The sequence below is a fragment of the Actinomycetospora sp. genome (assembly GCF_036497245.1).
GTDB lineage: Bacteria > Actinomycetota > Actinomycetes > Mycobacteriales > Pseudonocardiaceae > Actinomycetospora.
On record NZ_DASXJS010000095.1, the window covers coordinates 36,694 to 57,359 of the forward strand.

General features: G+C 75.7%; 16 protein-coding genes. 15 read left to right on the forward strand and 1 reads right to left on the reverse strand.

All coding sequences use genetic code 11. From position 1 onward, the window contains the following. The first annotated feature begins 510 nt into the window (after positions 1-510). From mraZ to VGI02_RS10665, 4 genes are all read left to right on the forward strand, one after another. Positions 511-942: a division/cell wall cluster transcriptional repressor MraZ gene (mraZ, locus tag VGI02_RS10650; RefSeq protein WP_331627313.1), complete on the forward strand. Its 432-nt coding sequence runs from the start codon at positions 511-513 to the stop codon at positions 940-942. A gap of 250 nt (positions 943-1,192) precedes the next feature. Continuing rightward, positions 1,193-2,224, forward strand: coding sequence for a 16S rRNA (cytosine(1402)-N(4))-methyltransferase RsmH (rsmH, locus tag VGI02_RS10655; protein ID WP_331627314.1), 1,032 nt, complete (start codon positions 1,193-1,195; stop codon positions 2,222-2,224). Next, the gene (ftsL, locus tag VGI02_RS10660; protein ID WP_331627315.1) at positions 2,221-2,946 is read left to right on the forward strand and encodes a cell division protein FtsL; all 726 of its coding nucleotides are present in this window, start codon (positions 2,221-2,223) and stop codon (positions 2,944-2,946) included. Before rsmH ends, ftsL begins: the two co-directional genes overlap by 4 nt. Next, positions 2,946-4,886, forward strand: coding sequence for a peptidoglycan D,D-transpeptidase FtsI family protein (locus VGI02_RS10665; protein WP_331627316.1), 1,941 nt, complete (start codon positions 2,946-2,948; stop codon positions 4,884-4,886). The genes ftsL and VGI02_RS10665 overlap by 1 nt, the downstream gene beginning before the upstream one ends. Positions 4,887-5,045: 159 nt before the next feature. Here VGI02_RS10665 and VGI02_RS10670 read toward each other — a convergent pair whose 3' ends face one another. Beyond that, positions 5,046-5,525, reverse strand: a complete 480-nt coding sequence (locus VGI02_RS10670; protein ID WP_331627317.1) for a GNAT family N-acetyltransferase — start codon at positions 5,523-5,525, stop codon at positions 5,046-5,048. A 52-nt stretch (positions 5,526-5,577) separates the two neighbouring features. On the opposite strand from VGI02_RS10670, the gene VGI02_RS10675 reads away from it, so the two are divergent. The 11 genes from VGI02_RS10675 (at position 5,578) to VGI02_RS10725 (ending at position 20,593) form a co-directional block, all read left to right on the forward strand. Further along, positions 5,578-6,225, forward strand: coding sequence for a TetR/AcrR family transcriptional regulator (locus tag VGI02_RS10675; protein ID WP_331627318.1), 648 nt, complete (start codon positions 5,578-5,580; stop codon positions 6,223-6,225). Between the two features lie 10 nt (positions 6,226-6,235). After that, positions 6,236-7,921, forward strand: a complete 1,686-nt coding sequence (locus VGI02_RS10680) for a UDP-N-acetylmuramoyl-L-alanyl-D-glutamate--2,6-diaminopimelate ligase (RefSeq protein ID WP_331627319.1) — start codon at positions 6,236-6,238, stop codon at positions 7,919-7,921. Beyond that, a complete protein-coding gene (locus tag VGI02_RS10685; protein ID WP_331627320.1) occupies positions 7,918-9,399 on the forward strand; it encodes a UDP-N-acetylmuramoyl-tripeptide--D-alanyl-D-alanine ligase in 1,482 nt (493 codons plus the stop codon). The genes VGI02_RS10680 and VGI02_RS10685 overlap by 4 nt, the downstream gene beginning before the upstream one ends. Next, positions 9,396-10,463 carry a phospho-N-acetylmuramoyl-pentapeptide-transferase gene (gene mraY / locus VGI02_RS10690; RefSeq protein ID WP_331627321.1) on the forward strand — a complete coding sequence of 356 codons (1,068 nt, stop codon included), beginning with the start codon at positions 9,396-9,398 and terminating at the stop codon, positions 10,461-10,463. The genes VGI02_RS10685 and mraY overlap by 4 nt, the downstream gene beginning before the upstream one ends. A gap of 2 nt (positions 10,464-10,465) precedes the next feature. Further along, positions 10,466-11,932 (forward strand): UDP-N-acetylmuramoyl-L-alanine--D-glutamate ligase, encoded by a 1,467-nt coding sequence (murD, locus tag VGI02_RS10695; protein WP_331627322.1) that lies wholly within the window; start codon positions 10,466-10,468, stop codon positions 11,930-11,932. After that, positions 11,929-13,272: a putative lipid II flippase FtsW gene (gene ftsW / locus VGI02_RS10700; RefSeq protein ID WP_331627323.1), complete on the forward strand. Its 1,344-nt coding sequence runs from the start codon at positions 11,929-11,931 to the stop codon at positions 13,270-13,272. The genes murD and ftsW overlap by 4 nt, the downstream gene beginning before the upstream one ends. Positions 13,273-13,293: 21 nt before the next feature. Continuing rightward, positions 13,294-14,475, forward strand: a complete 1,182-nt coding sequence (gene murG / locus VGI02_RS10705) for an undecaprenyldiphospho-muramoylpentapeptide beta-N-acetylglucosaminyltransferase (protein WP_331627324.1) — start codon at positions 13,294-13,296, stop codon at positions 14,473-14,475. Positions 14,476-14,633: 158 nt separating this feature from the next. Further along, positions 14,634-16,049: a UDP-N-acetylmuramate--L-alanine ligase gene (murC, locus tag VGI02_RS10710; RefSeq protein ID WP_414638241.1), complete on the forward strand. Its 1,416-nt coding sequence runs from the start codon at positions 14,634-14,636 to the stop codon at positions 16,047-16,049. Further along, positions 16,021-16,992, forward strand: coding sequence for a cell division protein FtsQ/DivIB (locus VGI02_RS10715; protein ID WP_331627325.1), 972 nt, complete (start codon positions 16,021-16,023; stop codon positions 16,990-16,992). Before murC ends, VGI02_RS10715 begins: the two co-directional genes overlap by 29 nt. Before the next feature lie 579 nt (positions 16,993-17,571). Further along, positions 17,572-18,912 (forward strand): DUF8814 domain-containing protein, encoded by a 1,341-nt coding sequence (locus VGI02_RS10720; RefSeq protein ID WP_331627326.1) that lies wholly within the window; start codon positions 17,572-17,574, stop codon positions 18,910-18,912. After that, positions 18,896-20,593: a heparin lyase I family protein gene (locus VGI02_RS10725; RefSeq protein ID WP_331627327.1), complete on the forward strand. Its 1,698-nt coding sequence runs from the start codon at positions 18,896-18,898 to the stop codon at positions 20,591-20,593. Before VGI02_RS10720 ends, VGI02_RS10725 begins: the two co-directional genes overlap by 17 nt. Positions 20,594-20,666 lie beyond the last annotated feature (73 nt).

Sequence of the window (20,666 nt, forward strand, 5' to 3'; positions counted from 1 at the left end):
CCTCGGGGGATGCGCTGTGTGCCCCTCGCGGGCGCGGGCGCCGGCCGGCCGCGCGTCCGGGTTGATCAGGAGCACGTGAGGCAGGCGTCGAGGGCTCCCAGGCTGCGTGCTGTGCCCCTCGTCGGGACGCGGATGCGCTGGTCGGGCCACAACACCCCAGCTCGCCCCGCCGCGCACCCCACCTCGCTCCACCCCGCACCCCACCGGGCCCCACCGCCGGCCCCGCGCCTCCCCACGGGCCCCCACCGGACGCCCCACGGCGCCCCACACCTCGCCCCGAGCAGGGCGAACAGGGCTGATCGCGCCCCGGAATCGCGTGTCGGAACCCCTGAGGACGCCCCCGATCGGAGATCGTCGCTGCACGCCCCCCACCTCCCCCCACCGCTGTTGACCTGCGCGAACTCCTCCCATCGGGTCATACACGCCCGCTCCCTGAGGTTGTGAGTGGAGCGATGTGGGGTATTGTGGTGAGCAGTGGGGCGCTCGGGGCCTCATCCGGGAGGTGGGGCCGTGTTCCTCGGCACCCACACCCCGCGCATGGACGACAAGGGCAGGTTGACGCTGCCCGCCAGGTTCCGCGACGAACTCGCAGGGGGGCTGATGATCACGAAGGGGCAGGACCACTGCCTGTACGTGTTCCCTCGCGACGAGTTCGAGCAGATGGCCCGCAAGGTCGCCGAGGCGCCGTTCACCGACGAGCGGGTACGCGCCTACCAGCGCTACCTCTTCGCCGGTACCGACGAGCAGCGTCCGGACTCCCAGGGGCGCATCCCGATCACCGCCGAACTGCGGCGCTACGCCGGCCTGGACCGGGACTGCACGGTGATCGGCGCCGTGAACCGTCTCGAGATCTGGGACTCGACGGCGTGGCAGCAGTACCAGGACGCCCACGAGGACAGCTACGCCCAGGCTCAGCAGGAGGTGCTCCCCGGGGTCTTCTAGACCCCCGAGAGAACGATCGAGCCCACCGACGGTGCGGGTGCCGTGAGGCCCCGGTCCGCAGGGTGACGGCCCTGGTGCACCTTCCCCGGTGCCAGGTCCGCCCGCCCTGCGGACCGGGACGTGACGACATCCGCCCGGCCGGGCCGGGGTGCGGCCGGGGGGGGGGCCGAGGTCCCCCGGCCGCACTCGCACAGCGACATGGCGGCGTACTGACACCGCGGCAACCCGGCGACGAGCGGCGGAGGCGACGATGGAGCCACGGGGTGGGGACGATGACGCGTCCGCGTTCACCCACACGCGCACCACTGGTGCCGAGGGTGAGCCCCGTCCGACCGCGGGCCGCCACGTTCCGGTCCTCCTCGCCCGCGTGCTCGAGCTCCTCGACCCCGCGCTGACCGGACCGGACGCGGTCGTCGTCGACGCCACTCTCGGTCTCGGCGGCCACGCCGAGGCGCTGCTGGCCCGGCACGCCGGGCTCACGCTCGTCGGACTCGACCGCGACCCGGAGGCGCTGCGGCTCGCCACCGAGCGGCTCGCTCCCTACGCCGACCGCGTCCACCTCGTGCAGGCGGTGTTCGACGAGCTCGCGGACGTCCTGGACGACCTCGGCCTCGGGCCCGTGCAGGGTGTGCTGTTCGACCTCGGGGTCTCGTCGCTGCAGCTCGACGAGGACCAGCGCGGCTTCTCCTACTCGCGCGACGCACCGCTCGACATGCGGATGGACCCGACGACGGGCCCGAGCGCGGCCGACGTCCTCAACACCTACGCGCCCGGCGAGCTGGTCCGCGTCCTGAGAGACCACGGGGAGGAACGACAGGCCAAGCGGATCGTCGCGGCCGTCGTCCGTGCCCGGCGGCGGGCTCCGTTGCGCACCAGCGCGGAGCTCGTCGCCCTCCTCGAGCAGGCGCTGCCCGCCGCGACCAGACGAACTGGGGGAAACCCCGCCAAGCGGACCTTCCAGGCCCTGCGGATCGAGGTGAACGGCGAGCTCGACGCCATCGCGGGCGCCGTGCCCGACGCCGTCGACGCTCTCGCGCTGGGTGGGCGGGTCGTCGTCATGAGCTACCAGTCCCTCGAGGACCGGATCGTGAAGCGGGCGCTGGGGGAGCGCTCGCGCACCACGGCGCCACCGGACATGCCGGTGCTGCGCCCCGAGGACGAGCCCGAGCTCGCACTGCTCACCCGCGGTGCGGAGAAGGCCGACGAGTCCGAGATCGCCGCCAATCCCCGGGCGGCATCGGTGCGGCTGCGTGCCGCGGAACGCGTCCGGGAGGCGGCATGAGCTCGAGCACGCTCGAACGCGGGACACGGACCGCCGAACGCGGCCGGTCCGGGTCGGGGAGTGGGTCCCGGACGGCGGGGACGACGACGGGCCGCGCCGGGACGTCCACCACCCGGGGCGGGTCCCGCGCGACGGCGTCGCGGACCCGCGCGCGGGCCGAAGCGGTCACCGACACCTCCGGCGGCACCGCCCCGTTCGTGCTGCTGATCATGGTGCTGCTCACGACCGGCCTGGTCGCGACCCTCTGGCTCTCCACCGCGGCCGCCGCCGACTCCTACCGTCTCGACGACGCGCGGCAGGCCACCCGGGACCGTTCCGAGGAGGTCGAGCGGCTGCACCGTGACGTGGCCGCGATGCAGTCCGCCCCCGCGCTCGCGGCGGCCGCCCAACGGATCGGCATGGTCCCGGCCGGCGTGCCCGCGGTGATCCTCGTGCACCCGGACGGGACGTCGCAGGTCGTCGGCACCCCGGCGAAGGCCCGCGCAGCAGCGCCGTCACCCGCTCCTGCCGCCCGACCCGCCGCTCCAACGACGCCCGGCACCGCGCCGCCGTCCGGGGCGCCCGATCCCGAGGCGCTCGCCAACGACCCGCGCTCCGGTGTGCAGGCCTCCAGCGGAGGCACCCCCGCTCCGGCGCCCGCGGGCGCCGGGACGACCGGCGCCACCAGGTCCCCGGGTGCCGCCATCGGCCCGACGACCCCCGCGACCCCAGGAGGCCGTTGATGGCACGCCTGCCCGCGACGCTCACCCGCCCGCCGTCACGGCAGGGCGGGCGCAGCGACCGGTACGGGCAGGCCGCACCGGGGCCCCGCCGTGCCGCACCGCCGCCGGGCCCGCCCCGGCGCCCGGGCCCGCCGCCGGGACCTCCGCCGAAGGCGCGGCGCACCCCGACCCCGCCCGATCCCCGTCGCCGGCTGCGGATCGGACGGCTCCTGCTCGTCGTGCTGCTGCTCGTCGCGGCGGGCAAGCTCGTCGAGGTCCAGGCGCTCAGCGCGGGCGATCTCGCCGCCGACGCCGCGAAGCAGCGGATGACCAAGCTGGTCGTCCCGGCCGAGCGCGGCGCGATCCTCGACCGCAACGGCACCCCGCTGGCGTTCTCGGTCGAGGCCAAGGCGCTGGTCGCGAACCCCCGCCGGATCACCGCCGACTGGTCGAAGCCCGAGGTCCGCGCCGTGCCCGGCTCGCCGACCCCGGACCAGCGGAAGGCCACCATCGCGCAGGGGATGGCCGCCGTCCTGCACGCCGACCCGCTCGCGCTGTTCCAGTCGCTGATGAGCGACAAGAGCTACGTCGTGCTCGCCCCCCTCGTCGACCCGACGGCGGCGCGCAGCATCCAGGACCAGTTCCCGGAGATCGCCTCCGAGGACCGGGAGTCGCGGCAGTACCCGGCGGGCGACGTCGGCGGCTCCGTCGTCGGCAGTGCGTCATGGAGCCTGGACAAGGGCCGGGTCAGCGGGAACGTCGGCCTCGAGAGCGCCCAGGACCGCGCGCTCGCGGGCTCCGACGGGTTCCGCGTCGTCGACACGGCCGAGGGCAGCGACGCCGTCATCCCCGGCAGCACCCGGGCCGAGCAGCCCGCCCAGGCCGGGCGCGACGTCGTGCTCAGTCTCGACTCCGACCTGCAGTACACCGTGCAGCAGAAGCTCTCCGCCTACGTGGCGCGCACGGGCGCCAAGGACGGCAGCGCGGTCGTCCTCGACGCGAAGACCGGGCAGATCCAGTCGCTGGCCAACAGCGGGCCGGGCGGGGCTCCCGGTCAGGGCGACGCCGCGGTGACCTCGCCCTTCGAGCCGGGCTCGGTGAACAAGGTGGTCACCTTCGCCGGCGCGCTCGACGCCGGGCTGATCAGGCCCGAGGACGTCCTCACGGTGCCAGGCAGCATCAAGGTCGCCGACCGCACGATCAACGACGCCTGGTCCCACGGGAACATCCAGCTGACGATGAACGGGATCCTGGGCAAGTCGTCCAACGTCGGGACGCTGATGACCGCGCAGCGCCTCGGCCCGGACCGGTTCGCGACGATGCTGTCGAACCTCGGCGTCGGCGCCCGGACCGGCGTCGAGCTCCCCGGGGAGAGCTCCGGTGCGGTCCCCCCGCGCAAGGACTGGTCGGGGTCGACGTTCGGCAACCTGCCCATCGGGCAGGGGCTGTCGATGACGACGCTGCAGATGGCGAGCATCTACCAGGCCGTCGCCAACGACGGCGTCCGCGTGCCGCCGCGGGTGATCTCGGCGACGGTCGGGCCGGACGGGGTGCGCACGCCCACGCCGCAGCCGCCCGGGGTGCGCGCGATGTCCCCGCAGACCGCGCAGACCCTGCGACAGATGCTGCAGTCGGTGGTCCAGGGCGGGAAGAGTCCCAACGAGGGCACCGGCACGAAGGCCGCGATGGACGGTTACCCGGTGGCGGGCAAGACTGGGACCGCCCAGCAGGTCGATCCCTCGTGCGGCTGCTATGCGAAGTCGACCTACTGGATCACGTTCGCGGGCATGTTCCCGGCCGACAACCCGCGCTACGTCGTGGCGCTGATGCTCGACGCGCCGCCCGGCGGGGACTCGGCCGCGCCGCTGTTCCACGACATCTCGACCTACCTCGCGGCGCACGGGAACGTGCCGGTCTCGACCGCTCCGCCGCGCGTGGTCCCGCTACAGCTGCCGCAATGAGGGGTGCTCCGGGCTCGTGAGGCCCTCCCGCCCCCGGAACGCCCTCGCCCGCCCGGAACGAACGACTCGTTCGTGCATATAGAAGCCACGAACGAGTCGTTCGTTCCGGAGGGGGTGGGGCTGTTCCAGCGGGGTGGGGCTGTTCCAGCGGGCCGGGGCTCACAGGCGCAGTACATAGGACTGGCCGAGCAGGTCGTCGCCGAACCCGGTGTGCCGCTCCTCGTCCACGAGCTCGAACCCGGCAGCGAGGTAGAGGCGCCGGGCCGACGCGAGCGGCTCGTTGGTCCACAGCACCAGGCGCCCGTAGCCGGCGTCCCGGGCGAAGGCCACGCAGCGCTCGACGAGCAGCCGGCCGACGCCGAGCCCGCGGGCGTCGGGCTCCACGAGCAGCAGCCGCAGCTTCGCCGTCGTCGCGTCCTGGCGCACGCACAGCACGGATCCGACGCGGCGCCCGTCGAGGTCGGCCACCCATGCGGCGTCCCGTCCCGGTACGGCGTCGGCGGCGAAGTCCGCCACGATCCGCGCGGTCACCGGCTCCACCGACCACCCGTACTCGGCGGCGTAGCGCTCGCCGTGGGCCGTCAGCACCCAGCCGAGATCGCCCGGGCGGTCCGCGTCCCGGAGCACGACATCACCCACGACCCACGCCCCCTTCACTGAAACGACTGTTTCAGTCAAGCACACTGTCCGCGTGACGGCGACCGATTCGGCGAGAACGGACGAGGCGCCCGGGCCGGGCGAGGGATCGGCCCGACGTCGCGAACTGCTCGACGCCGCCTACCGCTGGGTCCTCGCGCACGGGCTCGCCGACATGTCGCTGCGCCCGCTCGCGGAGGCGATCGGCTCGAGCCCCCGGGTGCTCCTCTACCTGTTCGGGAGCAAGGACGGTCTGGTCCGCGCCCTGCTCGGCCGCTCGCGGGCCGACCAGCTGCGGGTGCTCGAGGACCTCCCCGACGACGCCGGTCTGGGAGCCGTCGCCCGGGGCGTGTGGCGGTGGCTGGCCGCCGAGGAGCACCGCCCGCTGCTGCGGCTCTGGCTCGAGGCGTACAGCCGGTCGGTGGCGGGGGAGCCGGGGCCCTGGGAGGGGTTCGCGGTGGACACCGTCACCGACTGGGATCTGCTGCTCGCCGCCCACCAGCCCTCCGCCCGTGTCGGCACGCCCGCCGGGGCGGCCGAGCGTGCGCTGCTGCTCGCGGTGCTGCGCGGCGCGCTGCTCGACCTGCTCGCCACCGGCGACGTCGGCCGCACCGGGTCCGCCGTCGAGGCCCACCTGCGCGCCGTCTCCGCGGGGCCCGGGGGCGCGGAGGGCGCGGGTGGGGGCGACCGGGACGGTGAGTAACCTTCCGCGGGTGCCGCCCGCGCCCAGCCGGACCGCCGGTGAGACCTCCGGGGACCCCGTCCCCGCAGGCCTCGACGTGATCCGCCCGCGCCACGTAGCTCCCACCCGGGTCCAGGCGCTCGCCGCCCGGATCTCCGAGGTCACGGGCACCCCGCCCGCGATCCACGGCGACCCGTCGGTGGCGGTCACCGGGGCCTGCCTGCGGGCCCACGACGTCGCGGCGGGCGAGCTCTTCGCCGCTCTGCCCGGGGCACGCGCCCACGGGGCGGACTTCGCCTCGACCGCCCTGCAGCGCGGTGCGGTCGCGGTGCTCACCGACGCCGAGGGGGCGCAGCGGCCGGGCCTGGGAGAGGCCGTGGACGCGGGCCTCGCGCTGCTGGTGCACCCGGCCCCGCGGGAGGCCCTCGGCCCGGCGTCGTCGCTGATCTTCGGTGACCCGTCCCGGCGGCTCGCCCTGCTCGGGGTCACCGGCACCAGCGGGAAGACGACCACCGTCTATCTGCTCGAGGCCGCGCTGGCCGCGGCAGGCGCGACGACCGGGCTCATCGGCACCGTCGAGACCCGGATGCGCGGGCGCCACGTGCCGAGCGCGTTCACCACCCCCGAGGCCCCCGATCTCCAGGCGCTGCTCGCGGCCATGGTCGAGGAGGGCGTCACGCACGCGGCGATGGAGGTCTCCAGTCACGCCCTGGCGCAGGGTCGGGTCGGCGGCTCGACGTTCGCCGTGGGCGCCTTCACCAACCTCTCCGCGGAGCACCTGGACTTCCACCCGACGATGGAGGACTACTTCGCGGCCAAGGCGGAGCTCTTCAGGCCGGGCCGAGCACGGGCCTCGGTCATCTGCGTCGACGACGCGTGGGGACGGCGCCTGACCACGCTGGCGGACGCCGTCACGGTCAGCGCCACCGGGCAGCCCGCCGACTGGGCCGCGGCCGAGGTACATCCCCACGCCGACGGCACCCAGACCTTCCGCGCGCAGGGTCCCCGCGGGCTCGACCTGCCGGTCACGCTGCGCCTGCCCGGGGGGTTCAACGTCGCGAACGCCCTCGTCGCGCTGGCCTGCGGGGACGCCGCCGGGCTGGACCCCGTCCAGCTCGCCGCGGGGTTCGCGCAGGTCCAGGTCCCCGGGCGGATGCAGCGCGTGGATGCCGGGCAGCCGTTCCTCGCCGTCGTCGACTACGCCCACAAGCCCGCTGCCGTCCACGCGCTCCTGACCACGTTGCGGGCACAGACCTCCGGGGGCGAGCGGAGCGACGGGGAAGGGTCCGGGGGCGAGCGGAGCGACGGGGAAGGGCCGGGTCGCCTGCTCACCGTGCTCGGATGCGGTGGCGACCGCGACCGCGAGAAGCGGCCCGTGATGGGCGCGCTGGCAGCGGACCTCTCCGACCTGGTCTGGATCACCGACGACAACCCGCGCACCGAGGACCCGGCCGCGATCCGCGCGGCGATGCTGGACGGGGCGCGGGCCTCCGACTCGGCCCGTGCGATCGTGACCGAGGAGGGCGACCGACGGACCGCGATCCGGGCCGCGATCGCCGCGGCACGCCCGGGCGACGTGGTCGTCGTCGCCGGCAAGGGTCACGAGCCGGGCCAGAAGATCGGGGCCGAGACTCTGCCCTTCTCCGACGTCGAGGAGCTCGACGCCGCACTGCGCGCCACCATCACCGACCCGTCCACTCCGGAGGACCCTGCGTGATCGAGGAGACCCTCGCCGAGCTCGCGCGCCTCGTCGGCGGGCGGCTGCACCGGGCGACCGGGGACGAGCGCGTCACCGGGACGGTCGAGTTCGACAGCCGCGCGGTCGGCCCCGGCGGGCTGTTCGTGGCCCTGCCCGGCGAGCGCGTGGACGGTCACGACTACGCGGCCACCGCGCTGGGCCAGGGTGCCGCGGGCGTCCTGGCGGCCCGGGAGGTGGACGGTCCGGCGGTGATCGTCACGCCGTCCCCCGGCACGCACGGCAGCTACGTCCTCGAGGCCGACCACGACGGGTCGGGCGCCGCGGTCCTCACCGCGCTGGCGACCCTCGCCCGCCACGTCGTGGACACCCTGGTCGCCACGACCGGCCTGTCGGTCGTCGGGATCACCGGCTCCTCCGGGAAGACCTCGACGAAGGACCTGGTCGCGGCCCTGGTCGAGCGCGACGGCCCCACGGTCGCGCCGCCCGGCAGCTTCAACAACGAGCTCGGCCACCCGTGGACCGCGCTGCGCGCCGACGCGGCGACCCGCCACCTCGTGTGCGAGCTCTCCGCGCGGGGGCCGGGGCACATCGCGGCGCTGTGCCGGGTCGCGCCGCCCCGGGTCGGGGCGGTGCTCAACGTCGGGTCCGCGCACCTCGGGGAGTTCGGCTCCCGGGAGGCGATCGCCGCGGCCAAGGGCGAGCTCGTCGAGGCCCTCCCCGCCGCGGCGCAGGGCGGCGTCGCCGTCCTGGGCGCGGACGACCCGGTCGTCGCCGCCATGGCCGACCGCACCGCGGCCCGCGTCGTGCACGCGGGCCGTGCCCCCGGGGCCCACGTGCGCGCCGTCGACGAGTCCCTCGGCGAGGACGGCCGCGCCCGGTTCCGCCTGGTCACCGCGTCCGGCGAGGCCGAGGTTGCGCTGCGGCTGCGTGGCGCCCACCAGGTCGACAACGCGCTGGTCGCGGCCGCGATCGCGCTGGAGACGACGGGCATGACGGTGCCGCAGGTCGCCGAGGCCCTCGGCGCGGCCGAGCCGCGCAGCCGCTGGCGGATGGAGGTCGGCGAGCGCGAGGACGGCCTCACGGTCCTCAACGACGCCTACAACGCGAATCCGGAGTCGATGCGCGCCGCCCTGACCACCCTCGCCGCGATGGCGGCGGGAGCGGGCGGGCGCCACAAAGCCGTCCTCGGCCCGATGGCCGAGCTCGGCCCGGACGCCGAGGCCGCCCACACCGCGCTCGGCCGCCTCGCGGCGAGCACCGGCCTGCACCGGCTCGTCGTCGTCGGCGAGGCCGCGCGCGGGGTCCACGAGGCCGCCCGCGACGCCGGGCTCGCCTCCGACCTCGTGCCCGACGCCGAGGCCGCGGTCGCGGCCCTCGACGCAGGCCCCGGGGACGTCGTGCTGGTCAAGGCCAGCCGCTCGGCCGGTCTGGAGTCCGTCGCCGAGGCGCTCCTGGCCGGCGCCACGCTCGACACGGCGAAGGGCGGCGCCCGATGAAGGGTGTGCTGGTCGCGGCCGGGGTCGCGCTCGCGGTGTCGATCCTGCTGACGCCGTACGTGATCCGGTTGTTCATCAAGCAGGGCTTCGGGCAGGAGATCCGCGAGGAGGGCCCGCAGAGCCACCAGGGCAAGCGCGGCACCCCGACGATGGGCGGGGTCGGGATCCTCGTCGCGATCTGGGTCGGCTACCTCGCCTCGCACCTGGCCGCGGACGTGTCGATCTCGGTGTCCGGCCTGCTCGTGCTGCTGCTCATGACCTCGCTCGGGGTCGTCGGCTTTCTCGACGACTTCATCAAGATCCGGCGCCAGCGCAACCTCGGGCTGAACAAGACCGCGAAGCTCGTGGGCCAGTTCGTCACCGCCGTGATCTTCGGGACCCTCGCGCTGCAGTTCGCCGACGAGCAGGGGCTGACCCCGGCGTCGACCAACCTGTCGTTCGTCCGCGACATCGCCGTGGTCGGCTTCGGCAGCGTCGGGTTCATCCTGTTCTGCTACCTGATCGTCACGGCGGCCTCGAATGCGGTGAACCTGACCGACGGGCTCGACGGGCTCGCGGCGGGCATCTCGGCGATGGTGCTCGCGACGTACCTGATCGTCTCGTTCTGGCAGTTCCGCAACGCGTGCGGCACCGCCATCGAGGCCGGCTGCTACCAGGTCCGCGACCCGCTGGACATCACGCTCGTGGCGGCCGCGGGCATGGGGGCCTGCATCGGGTTCCTGTGGTGGAACGCCGCGCCCGCCCGCATCTTCATGGGCGACACCGGGTCGCTCGCCCTCGGCGGGCTGTTCGCCGGGCTCGCGATGGTCACCCGCACCGAGCTGCTGCTGGTCGTCCTCGGCGGCGTGTTCGTCGTCGAGGCGCTCTCGGTGGTCCTGCAGGTCGCGGTGTTCCGGACGACGCGGCGCCGGCTCTTCCGGATGGCGCCGTTCCACCACCACTTCGAGCTGGCCGGATGGGCGGAGACCACCGTCATCATCCGCTTCTGGCTGCTCGCGGCGATCTGCTGCGCGCTGGGACTGGGCCTGTTCTACAGCGAGTGGCTCGCCGCGTCGGGCGGGTGAGCATGAGCGGAGCACAGGGCGCCGCACGGCTCGCGGGCGCGCACGTGCTCGTGGCCGGGGCGCGCCGCACCGGGGCGTCGGTCGTCGACGTGCTGCTCGAGGTGGGCGCGACGGTGACGGTCGCCGACGGCGACCCCGGTCAGCTCGCGTCCCTCGGTGACCGGAAGGTCGCCACCACCACGGACCTGACGACCCTGCCTGCGGGCTGCGACCTCGTCGTCACCAGCCCCGGGTTCCGCCCGGACTCCCCGCTGGCCGGGGCGGCCCACGCCGCGGGGATCGAGATGATCGGCGAGCCCGAGCTCGCCTGGCGTCTCGGGAACGACCCGGCGGTGTGCCCGGACGGCCCGCCGCGCTGGCTCGCGATCACCGGGACCAACGGGAAGACCACGACGACGGGGATGCTCGAGGCGATCCTGCTGGCCGCAGGCGAGGACGCCGTGGCCTGCGGGAACATCGGGCTGCCCATCGTCGACGCGCTGCGTGCCGGGCACCGGGTGCTCGCCGTCGAGCTCTCCAGCTTCCAGCTCGAGTGGTCCCCCTCGGTGGCGCCCTACGCCGGGGCGGTCCTCAACGTCGCCGACGACCACCTCGACTGGCACGGCTCCATGGCCGCGTACGCGGGCGCGAAGGCGCGGGTGCTGCGCGGCGAGGTCGCGATCGCCGGTCTCGACGACGAGCGCGCCGCCGGCCTGCTGCGCACCGCCCCCGCCGCCAGGCACGTGGGCTTCACCCGCGGTGATCCGGGGCCGGGCGAGCTCGGCATCGTCACCGAGCGCGGCCAGGGTCTGCTGCTCGACCGGGCCTTCGCCGACGACGGGGTCCGCCGCGGCACCGTGCTCGCCGGGCTCGACGACGTCGCGCCACCCGGCCCGCCGGGGGAGGCCAACGCGCTCGCCGCCGCCGCCCTCGCGCGTGCCCACGGTGTCCCCGCCGAGGCCGTCGCGGCAGGGCTGCGGGCCTACGCGCCGGGCGCGCACCGGGGCGCCGTCGTCGCGGAGTCGAACGGGGTGCGCTGGCTCGACGACTCGAAGGCGACCAACCCGCACGCCGCCGCGGCCTCGCTCGCCGCGCACGACCGCGTGGTGTGGGTCGCGGGCGGGATGCTCAAGGGCGCACTGGTCGACGACCTCGTGCTGGCCCACCGCGGCCGCCTGGCCGGGGTGGTGGTCCTCGGCGTCGACCGGACCGCGATCCTGGCCGCCCTCGCCCGACACGCCCCCGAGGTGCCGGTCGTGGACGTCGGCGGGGGCGACGATGGCCCGATGAGCCCGTCACAGCCCGACGCCATGACGCGGGCGGCGCACGCCGCGGCGTCGATGGCGCATCCCGGCGACGTCGTCCTGCTCGCGCCCGCCGCGGCCTCGATGGACATGTTCCGCGACTACGCCGCGCGGGGGGACGCGTTCGCGGCGGCCGCGCAGCAGGTGGCGGGACTCGGCGAACCCACGACGGACCCGTCGTCGTGAGCCCGTCGACCAGCACGGGCCGGGAGCGGCGGGAGGACGGGGCCACCCGCTCGTCGGGTGGCGGCGATGCGCCACGGCCGGCGCGACCGCGCGGCGAGGCCCCACCCCGGGTCCGCGCGCTCGGCGCGGCGCTGCAGCAGTGGCTGGGCAGGCCGCTGACCTCCCTGCACCTGGTGCTCGCCGTGTTCGGCCTGCTCACCGCGCTGGGCCTGGTCATGGTGCTCTCGGCGTCCTCGGTGAACGCCTACGCCGCCGGTGGCTCGTCGTACGGGGTGTTCTTCCGCCAGCTCGCGTTCGCGGTGCTCGGCGCGGTCCTGTTCTGGATCGGCGTGCGCGTGCCGCCGCGGCGGTGGCGGGCGGCGAGCCCGTGGCTGCTCGCGGCCTGCCTGGTGCTGCTCGTCCTGGTGCTCGTGCCGGGCCTGGGCGCGTCGGTCAACGGCTCGCGGTCCTGGTTCCGGATCGCGGGGGTCTCGCTGCAGCCCTCGGAGATCACCAAGGTCGCCCTGGCGCTGTGGGGCGCACACGTCCTGGTCCGGCACCGCCCCGCGCCCCGGCGCTGGCGGCAGGCGCTCATGCCGGTCATGCCGGTGGCGCTGCTGATCTTCGTCCTCGTCATCCTCCAGCCCGACCTCGGCACGACGATCTCGCTCGCCGTGATCGTCGCCGCCCTGCTCTGGTTCGCGTGCGCCCCGGTCGGGCTGCTCGCCCTGCTCTCGACGGCGGGTGTCCTCGGGGCCGTGGTGCTCGGCGTCGTGGCCTCGTACCGGCAGAGCCGGATCACGGCGTTCCTCGACCCGACCAACGCCGACCCGCTCGGACCCGCCTACCAGGCCCGCCAGGCGCTCTACTCGCTCGCCGACGGCGGCCTGTTCGGGCAGGGCCTCGGGCAGGGCCGGGCGAAGTGGAGCTACCTGCCCAACGCCGACAACGACTTCATCTTCGCGATCATCGGCGAGGAGCTCGGCTTCCTCGGGGCGTTCGCGGTGATCGTGCTGTTCGTGACCCTGGCCTACACCGGGCTGCGTATCGCCGCGCGCTCGGTCGACCCGTGGATCCGCGTCGTCGCGGGCACGCTCACCGTGTGGCTCGTGGTCCAGGCCGCGATCAACATCGGCTACGTCGTCGGGCTGCTCCCGGTCACCGGCATCCCGCTGCCGCTGGTGTCCTCGGGCGGCACGTCCCTCGCGCTGGCGCTGTTCGCCGGCGGCCTGCTCGCGAACTTCGCCCGCCACGAGTCCGACGCGGCAGCGGTGCTGCGCACCCAGGGCCAGGGCCGCGTCGCGCGGGCCCTGCGCCTCCCACCACCCGAACCGGTGCGGGCCCGCCCGCGCACCCCCTGACCCCGACCGAGGAGGCACCCGGTGCCCGACCGGCCCCGTTCGCAGGCCCGCCCGCTGTCCGTCGTCGTCGCCGGCGGCGGCACCGCGGGCCACATCGAGCCCGCGCTCGCGCTGGCCGACGCGGTCCGGCGGCTCCGGCCCGACGCCGTCGTCACCGCCCTGGGCACCGAGCGCGGGCTGGAGACGACGCTCGTGCCCAAGCGCGGGTACGCGCTGGCGCTGGTGCCGCCGGTGCCGTTGCCACGCAAGCCCTCGAAGGATCTCCTGGCCCTGCCGTGGCGGGTGCTGCGCTCGGTCCGGCGGACCCGGAAGGTGCTGCGTGAGGTCGGCGCGGACGTCGTCGTCGGGTTCGGCGGCTACGTGGCGCTGCCCGCCTACCTGGCCTCGCGCCTGCCCGGCACCCGGGTCCCGGTGGTCGTGCACGAGGCCAACGCCAGCGCCGGGCTCGCGAACAAGGTCGGAGCGCGGCACGCGGCAGCGGTGGCCGCGGCGGTCCCCGGCAGCGGCCTCGACGGCCCCGTCATCGGGATGCCGCTGCGCCGCGCGATCACCACGCTCGACCGCGACGCCCTGCGCGCGAAGGCCCGTGCGCACTTCGGGCTCGACCCGGACGCCCCGACACTGCTGGTGTTCGGCGGGTCGCAGGGCGCGCGCTCGCTGAACGAGGCCATGGAGGGCGCCGCCGAGGCGCTCGGCGCCGCGGGCATCGGGGTGCTGCACGCGCACGGGCCGAAGAACACGGTTCACGTCGGGCAGGTCTCCGGGGCTCCGCCCTACGTCGCGGTGCCGTACCTGGAGCGCATGGACCTCGCCTACGCCGCCGCCGACCTCGCGATCTGCCGCTCCGGCGCGATGACGGTCGCCGAGGTGTCCGCGGTCGGCCTGCCCGCGATCTACGTGCCGCTGCCGCACGGCAACGGCGAGCAGCGGCTCAACGCGCTCCCGGTGGTCGAGCACGGTGGCGGTGAGATCGTCGAGGACGCCGACCTCACCCCGGAGCGGATCGTGGAGCTGGTGGTCCCGATGCTCACCAGCGGCGAGCGGCTCTCCGCGATGAGCGCCGGGGCGCGGCGGACCGGTCATGCCGACGCGGACGAGACCCTGGCGCGCATGGTGCTGGAGGTCGTCGAGGGCGATGCGGACGCCGACGACCCTAGGGGGACCATGGGTGCCGTGGCGCGGCACGAGGAGAACGACCAGTGAGTGAGCAGGAGCAGGCGCAGGCCCGGGCGGGCTCGACCATCGAGCCGGGAGACGCAGCGAAGCGGAGCTCGACCATCGAGCCGGGTGAGCAGGCGGTGATCCCGGAGCTGCCGCCGCTGCTCTCGCGGGTGCACTTCATCGGCGCGGGCGGCGCGGCGATGAGCGGGATCGCGCGCATCCTGCTCGCCCGCGGGGCGATGGTGTCCGGCTCCGACGCCAAGGACTCCCGTGCGGTGCTCGCCCTGCGCACGCTCGGGGCCGAGGTCGCCGTCGGGCACGACGCGTCCAACCTCGACCTGCTCCCCGGCGGCCCCAGCGCGCTCGTCACCACCAAGGCCGTCCACCAGGCCGACCCGGACAACCCGGAGCTCCTCGAGGCCGCCGCCCGCGGCGTCCCGGTGCTGCACCGCTCCGCCGTGCTCGCCGAGCTCATGGCCGACCACCGCGCGGCGTGCGTCTCCGGCAGTGCGGGCAAGACCTCCACGACGTCGATGCTGGTCGTCGCCCTGCAGGCGTGCGGCGCCGACCCGTCGTTCATGATCGGTGGTGACCTGCTCGCCTCCGGGTCGAGTGCCCACCACGGGCACGGGGACGTGTTCGTCGCCGAGGCCGACGAGAGCGACGGCTCGTTCCTGGCGTACTCGCCCGCGGTCGCGATCGTGACCAACGTCGAGCCGGACCACCTCGACCACCACGGCACCGTCGAGGCCTACGTCGCGGTGTTCGACGCGTTCGCCTCGCGCATCGAGCCCGGGGGTTGCCTCGTCGTGTGCGCCGACGACGCGGGCGCCGCCGCCCTCGGCGACCGCGCCGAGGCCGCCGGCATCCGGGTCCGCCGCTACGGCCGGGCCGCGACGGGGCCCGACGACGTCGTCGTGCTGGACTACACCGCGGAGGCCGCCACGGGTCTGCTGCACCTGCGGGTGGGCGGGACCGAGCACCAGGTCCGGCTCGGGGTGGCGGGGGAGCACCAGGCGCTCAACGCGTGCGCCGCGCTGCTCGCGGCCCTCGACCTCGGCGCGCCGATGGCCCGGCTGCTGGCGGGGCTCTCGTCGTTCACCGGGGTCCGGCGCCGCTTCGAGCTGCGGGGCCAGGCCGCGGGCGTGCGGGTCTACGACGACTACGCGCACGCCCCGACGAAGGTCGCGGCCCAGCTGCGGGCGGCCCGTCCGGTGCTGGGGGAGCGGGGCCGGCTGCTCGTGGCCTTCCAGCCGCACCTGTACTCGCGCACCAGGGACTTCGCGACGCAGTTCGGCGAGGCGCTCTCGCTGGCCGACGAGGTCGTGGTCCTCGACGTCTACGGCGCCCGCGAGCAGCCCGAGCCCGGCGTCAACGGCGACCTCATCGCCACCCGGGTCGGCCTGCCCGCCGAGCACGTGCACTACGAGCCCTCGTGGGGCGCCGTCCCCGGCCTGCTGGCCGATCTGGCGCGCCCCGGGGACCTGGTGATCACCATGGGTGCGGGCGACGTCACCGTCCTCGGGCCGGAGGTGCTCGCCGAGCTGGAGCGCCGCGAGACCCCGGACCGGCCCGACGCCGGTGTGGGTGCCCTCGCCGACCGCGTCGGAGGCTGATCCTCTGCCCTCCTCCCCGCGTCGTGGCTCCTCCGCCCGCAGCGGTGCCGCCGAGTCCGGCACCGGGCGCGGCGGGGGCGCGCACGGGGGCTCGTCGGGGCAGGCGGGGGGAGCCCGCCGCGGTGCCGCGCGCGGCGGGTCGTCGCGCGGCGGCACGGAGCGCCGCGCGAAGGCGGAGCGGGCGGCCCGACGCCGGCCGTCGAGCCGGCCGCCCCGCGACCGCGGCCCGCGGGACCACGCCGCGCTGGACGCCCGCACCGCCCGCCGTCGCACGCTGTGGCGGCGCACCGCGGGCGGGGTGGTCGCGGCGGCCGTGGTCGCCGGTCTCGTCTGGCTGCTCGGCTTCTCGTCGGTCCTCGACGTGACCGCGGTGCAGGTCGGCGGCGCGTCGCCGGAGACGCTGCCCGCGGTCCGCCAGGCGGCCGCCGTGCCGCCCGGCACCTCGCTGGTCTGGCTCGACACCTCGGAGCTCGACGCGCGGGTGCAGACGATCCCGCGGGTCGCCACGGTCGACGTCCGTCGGTCGCTCCCGCACACCGTGACCGTGACCGTGACCGAGCGGGAGCCGGTCGCGGCGGTGCCGGTGGGTGCGGGCGTCGCGCTCGTGGACGGCACCGGGTTCGCCTACCGGACGATGCCCGCCCCGCCCGCGGGGATCCCGCGGCTCGTCCTCGGCCTGGGGGTCGCCGCGTCCCCGTCCGACCCGACGACGGTGGCCGCGGTGCGGGTGCTGGCGTCGCTGCCCGCCGACCTGCGGGGCAAGATCACCGAGCTCCGGGCGGTCAGCCCCTACGACGTGTCGTTCACCCTCGACGCCGGGCGGACCGTCCGCTGGGGCGCGGACACCGACGACGCCCGCAAGGCCGCCGTGCTCGGCCCGCTGCTCTCGCGGCCCGGATCGACCTACGACGTCTCCACCCCGGACCTGCCCGTCGTCTCCTGACGGGTTCCCGCGACGGGGGTCGTCCCCCCCGGCCCGGCGGCCGGCGAGGGGCACCGGGCGCAGCGCTCGGGGCTCCGTGAGCTGCCTGGTGTGCTCCTGATCGACGAGATCGGGTGGGGGATCCGCGCCGTGGGTGTGACCGGGCGGGCGAGGGGTACAGGACGCTCGCGCCGAGGTCCCCCGGGCTGCCTGGTGTGCTCCTGAGCGACGCCGTCGGGCGGGACGTGCGGCGAGGAACACGTCCGTCGGGAGCCGTGTGCGCGGCGCGACGGGCCACGGCCCGCATCCCCGATTCGGTCACGGCCAGTCACCATTTTCCGCGACCGCGACGCTCACCGAGCGTCACGAATCGCGTGTCGATCACCCGAACGAGCCTCACGGTGATCTCGATCGGGGCACTTCACGACGCCTTGACCTGCGCGAACGCCCGTCACCTGGACGGTTATCACCCACGTGCACACCACCTGTCTCTCTTGACCCAGGCGTTTCACGGAGCGTCAACTCTGCGACGTCCCGGAGGCGGGTCGCGCGGCGATCGGGGCCGCGCCGCATCCCGGGGACGGCGGAGGAGAGATCGCGATGACCATGACGACCGCGCGAGCGGGGCGCGACCGTGGGCCAGGAGGTCGGGCGCCGCGTGGCCCAGGGACGGCACGGGCCGCTCTCGGGCCGCTGCTCGCGGCGGGCCTCACGGTGGTCGCGCTCCTGGGGGCGGGCCTCGCGCAGGCTCCGGCCGCGCGGGCGGCCCCGTCACCGGGGGACACGTGGATCGCCGAGCTCTCGGTGTCCGGCGGCGACGACACCAACGTCGTCGCGACCGACGGGGCCGTCCGCCTCGCCGGGAACACGGTCCGCGCGCAGAGCGCCCGCTCGTCGCTGGCCGAGGGCGAGCTGCTGCTGGCCCCGCGCCGCATGCCCACCCCCGTGGACCGGGTCGGTGCCGACGTCACCGCCGACCAGCCGCCCGGCTCGGAGGTGGCCGTGGACGTCCGCGGCCTGCGCGCCGACGGCACCTGGAGCGGGTGGGTGACCGCGAGCCCCGGCGGTCCGGCCGCGCTCCCCGAGGCCACCACCGAGGTGCAGGTCCGCGCCACCCTCGTCGCCGCCAAGGGTGGTGCCGGGCCCGCCCTGCAGCGGGTCTACCTGTCCGCCGACCGCTCCCGGGCCGCCACGGCCCCGTCCGCGACGATCCCCATCGTGCCGGGCGCCCCGGCGCCCGCCCCGCTGGCGGTCCCCGCGGTGAGCAGCAAGGTTTTCGCGACGCGGGAGGGCCTGGTCGGCGGCACCACGGCGAACGGGCACGTCATCACCCCCCGCGACCACTTCGTCGCGCTGCCCTCGCGCCGCGGCCTCTCGCCGCGCGGCACCGGGGACTACACCGTGAAGGTCTGCGCCCCGAACGGGCGCTGCGCCTGGTCGCCGGTCTGGGACGTCGGGCCGTGGAACACCACCGACGACTACTGGAACCCCTCCGCCGCCCGGCAGAGCTGGAAGGACCTCCCGCAGGGTATGCCGCAGGCCCAGGCCGCGTTCCAGCGGCGCCACAACGGCGGCAGGGACGGGTTCGGGCGCGCGGTGGCCAACCCGGCGGGCATCGACCTCGCCGACGGCACCTTCTCCGACGACCTCGCGCTGCGCGACAACAGCTGGGTCACCGTGACCTACCTCTGGACCGCCACCGGTCGGTCCGGGCTGGCGAAGCCGGCCGGCGCGCCGACCATGGTGGTCCGCTCCGCCCCGACCGACGCCTCCTCGGCCGTCGGCGCCGTCGCCGGCGGCGCGCGTGTGGCGATCCAGTGCACCGCCGCAGGCCAGCTGCGCTCCGGCGCCCAGGGCACGAGCAGCAGCTGGCTGCGCATCGGCCCGAACCAGTACGTCCCCGCCGCCGGTGTGGAGGCCCCCCGTGTCGCGTCCTGCTGATCTCGTCGACGACCTGGTCACCGAGCCCTCGACCGTCGAGGTGACCGGCGCGGCACCCGCGCCCGCCCGCCCGCGGCCGTCCCGGGACGACCGCCGCCACGAGCCGCTCGCCCCCCGCCCGCTGTCCCCCCATGCCGGGGCGGGCGCGCGGCCCGCGGACGAGCCGGACCCCCGCCCGGGGCGGAGGCGTCGCCGGGCCGCCCTCGTCGCGGGCGCAGGCGTGCTGCTCGCCGGGGTGGTCGGGCTCGCCGCGTCGGCCACCGCCGTGCCGACGGGGGAGAGCTGGGGCGCCGAGCTCGCCGTCTCCGGCGGCGACGACCTCAACGTGCACCTCGCCGACGGGGCCGTGCGCCTGGTCGCGCCGTCGACCCAGCGCAAGCGCTCCGAGGGGGTCATGGTGCTGGCGCCGCGCCGGCCCGCCGCCCCCGCGAACGCGATCACCACGGACCTGACCGCCGACCTCCCGCCGGGCACCTCCGCCCGGGTCGACGTGCGGGGCGTGACCCCGAACGGCGCGTGGAGCCGCTGGATCCCGACCCGCGACCACGTCCGGACCGTCCTGCCGTCGGCGACCACCCAGGTGCAGGCCCGTCTCGTGCTCCTCGGCGGGTCGGGCGCGGTCAGCCCGGCGGTCGAGCGGCTCTGGCTGACGACCTCGACGACGACCGCCGTGCCCGAGACGGCGACCGCCCCGGTCGCCCCGAGCACGACCGCCGTCCCGCCCGCCGTCAAGCCGGGCGGCACGAAGCCCGGTGCCACGAAGCCGAGCACCACCCGGCCGACCCCGACGACGTCCGCGCCCCCGGCGTCCGGGCCGCTCGGGCTCCCGGGGCTGGGCCTGCCGTCGATCCTCTCCGGGCCGGACCCCGCCGCGCCCTCGACGGCGGTGACCACCGTGCCGACGAAGTCCCCGGAGGCCTCGGCGACCAAGCCGTCGACCTCCGCGCCCACGTCGTCGGCCGCGCCGACCACCACGTCCGCCCCCGCGACGTCGGCGGCTCCGACCGGGACGGCCCCGGCGCCGAAGGCGATCTGGGACTCGGACATCACCGCGCAGTCGCTCGGGATGTTCAAGGACACGCCCTGGAACTTCGTGGGCGGCAAGGAGCCGACCGTCGTCCCGGCGACCGACCTGCCCGGCCAGAAGGCGCTGAAGTTCTCGATGCCCGGCGGTGCCAAGCGCGCCGAGGTCGAGCCCAACGTCGACAACTTCACCGAGGGCCAGGACCGCTACATCCGCATGACGGTGCGGCTGGCGCCCGGATTCCCGGTGGACACCGACACCTGGCAGCTCATCACGCAGTTCAAGAACGAGGGCGAGGGCAGCCCGCCGCTGGAGCTGCGGATCGGCAAGGGGAACTTCATCCTCTCCGGCGGGGCCGACGCCCCCGGCGGCTCGAAGAACTTCGACCAGACGATCGCCCCCGCCGTCGCCGGGAAGGTCACCACCCTGGTGCTGCACGTGAAGTTCTCGAGCAAGTCCTCGGTGGGGCTGGTCGACGCCTGGGTGAACGGTCAGCAGAAGGTCACCGGCTTCCACCCGCCCGCGGGCACGCTCTACTCCGGCGACTACAGCTACTGGAAGCTCGGGCTCTACCGCGACACCAGCATCGACGAGCCGGCCACCTACGAGCTCTCCGACGCCCGCCTCGGCGACTCCTACGCCTCCGTCGCCGGCTGATCCCTTCCGGCCGAAGGGCCCAGCGCCCAGAGCCGCGTGCCGAAGTCTCGACCTGGGATCGAGACTTCGGCAC

Excerpts from the sequence above, each read along its gene's own strand:
- rsmH (WP_331627314.1), top strand. The coding sequence starts at position 1,193 with ATGGAGCCACGGGGTGGGGACGATGACGCGTCCGCGTTCACCCACACG.
- ftsL (WP_331627315.1), top strand. The coding sequence starts at position 2,221 with ATGAGCTCGAGCACGCTCGAACGCGGGACACGGACCGCCGAACGCGGC.
- VGI02_RS10665 (WP_331627316.1), top strand. The coding sequence starts at position 2,946 with ATGGCACGCCTGCCCGCGACGCTCACCCGCCCGCCGTCACGGCAGGGC.
- mraY (WP_331627321.1), top strand. The coding sequence starts at position 9,396 with ATGAAGGGTGTGCTGGTCGCGGCCGGGGTCGCGCTCGCGGTGTCGATC.
- murD (WP_331627322.1), top strand. The coding sequence starts at position 10,466 with ATGAGCGGAGCACAGGGCGCCGCACGGCTCGCGGGCGCGCACGTGCTC.
- murC (WP_414638241.1), top strand. The coding sequence starts at position 14,634 with ATGAGCGGGATCGCGCGCATCCTGCTCGCCCGCGGGGCGATGGTGTCC.
- VGI02_RS10720 (WP_331627326.1), top strand. The coding sequence starts at position 17,572 with ATGACCATGACGACCGCGCGAGCGGGGCGCGACCGTGGGCCAGGAGGT.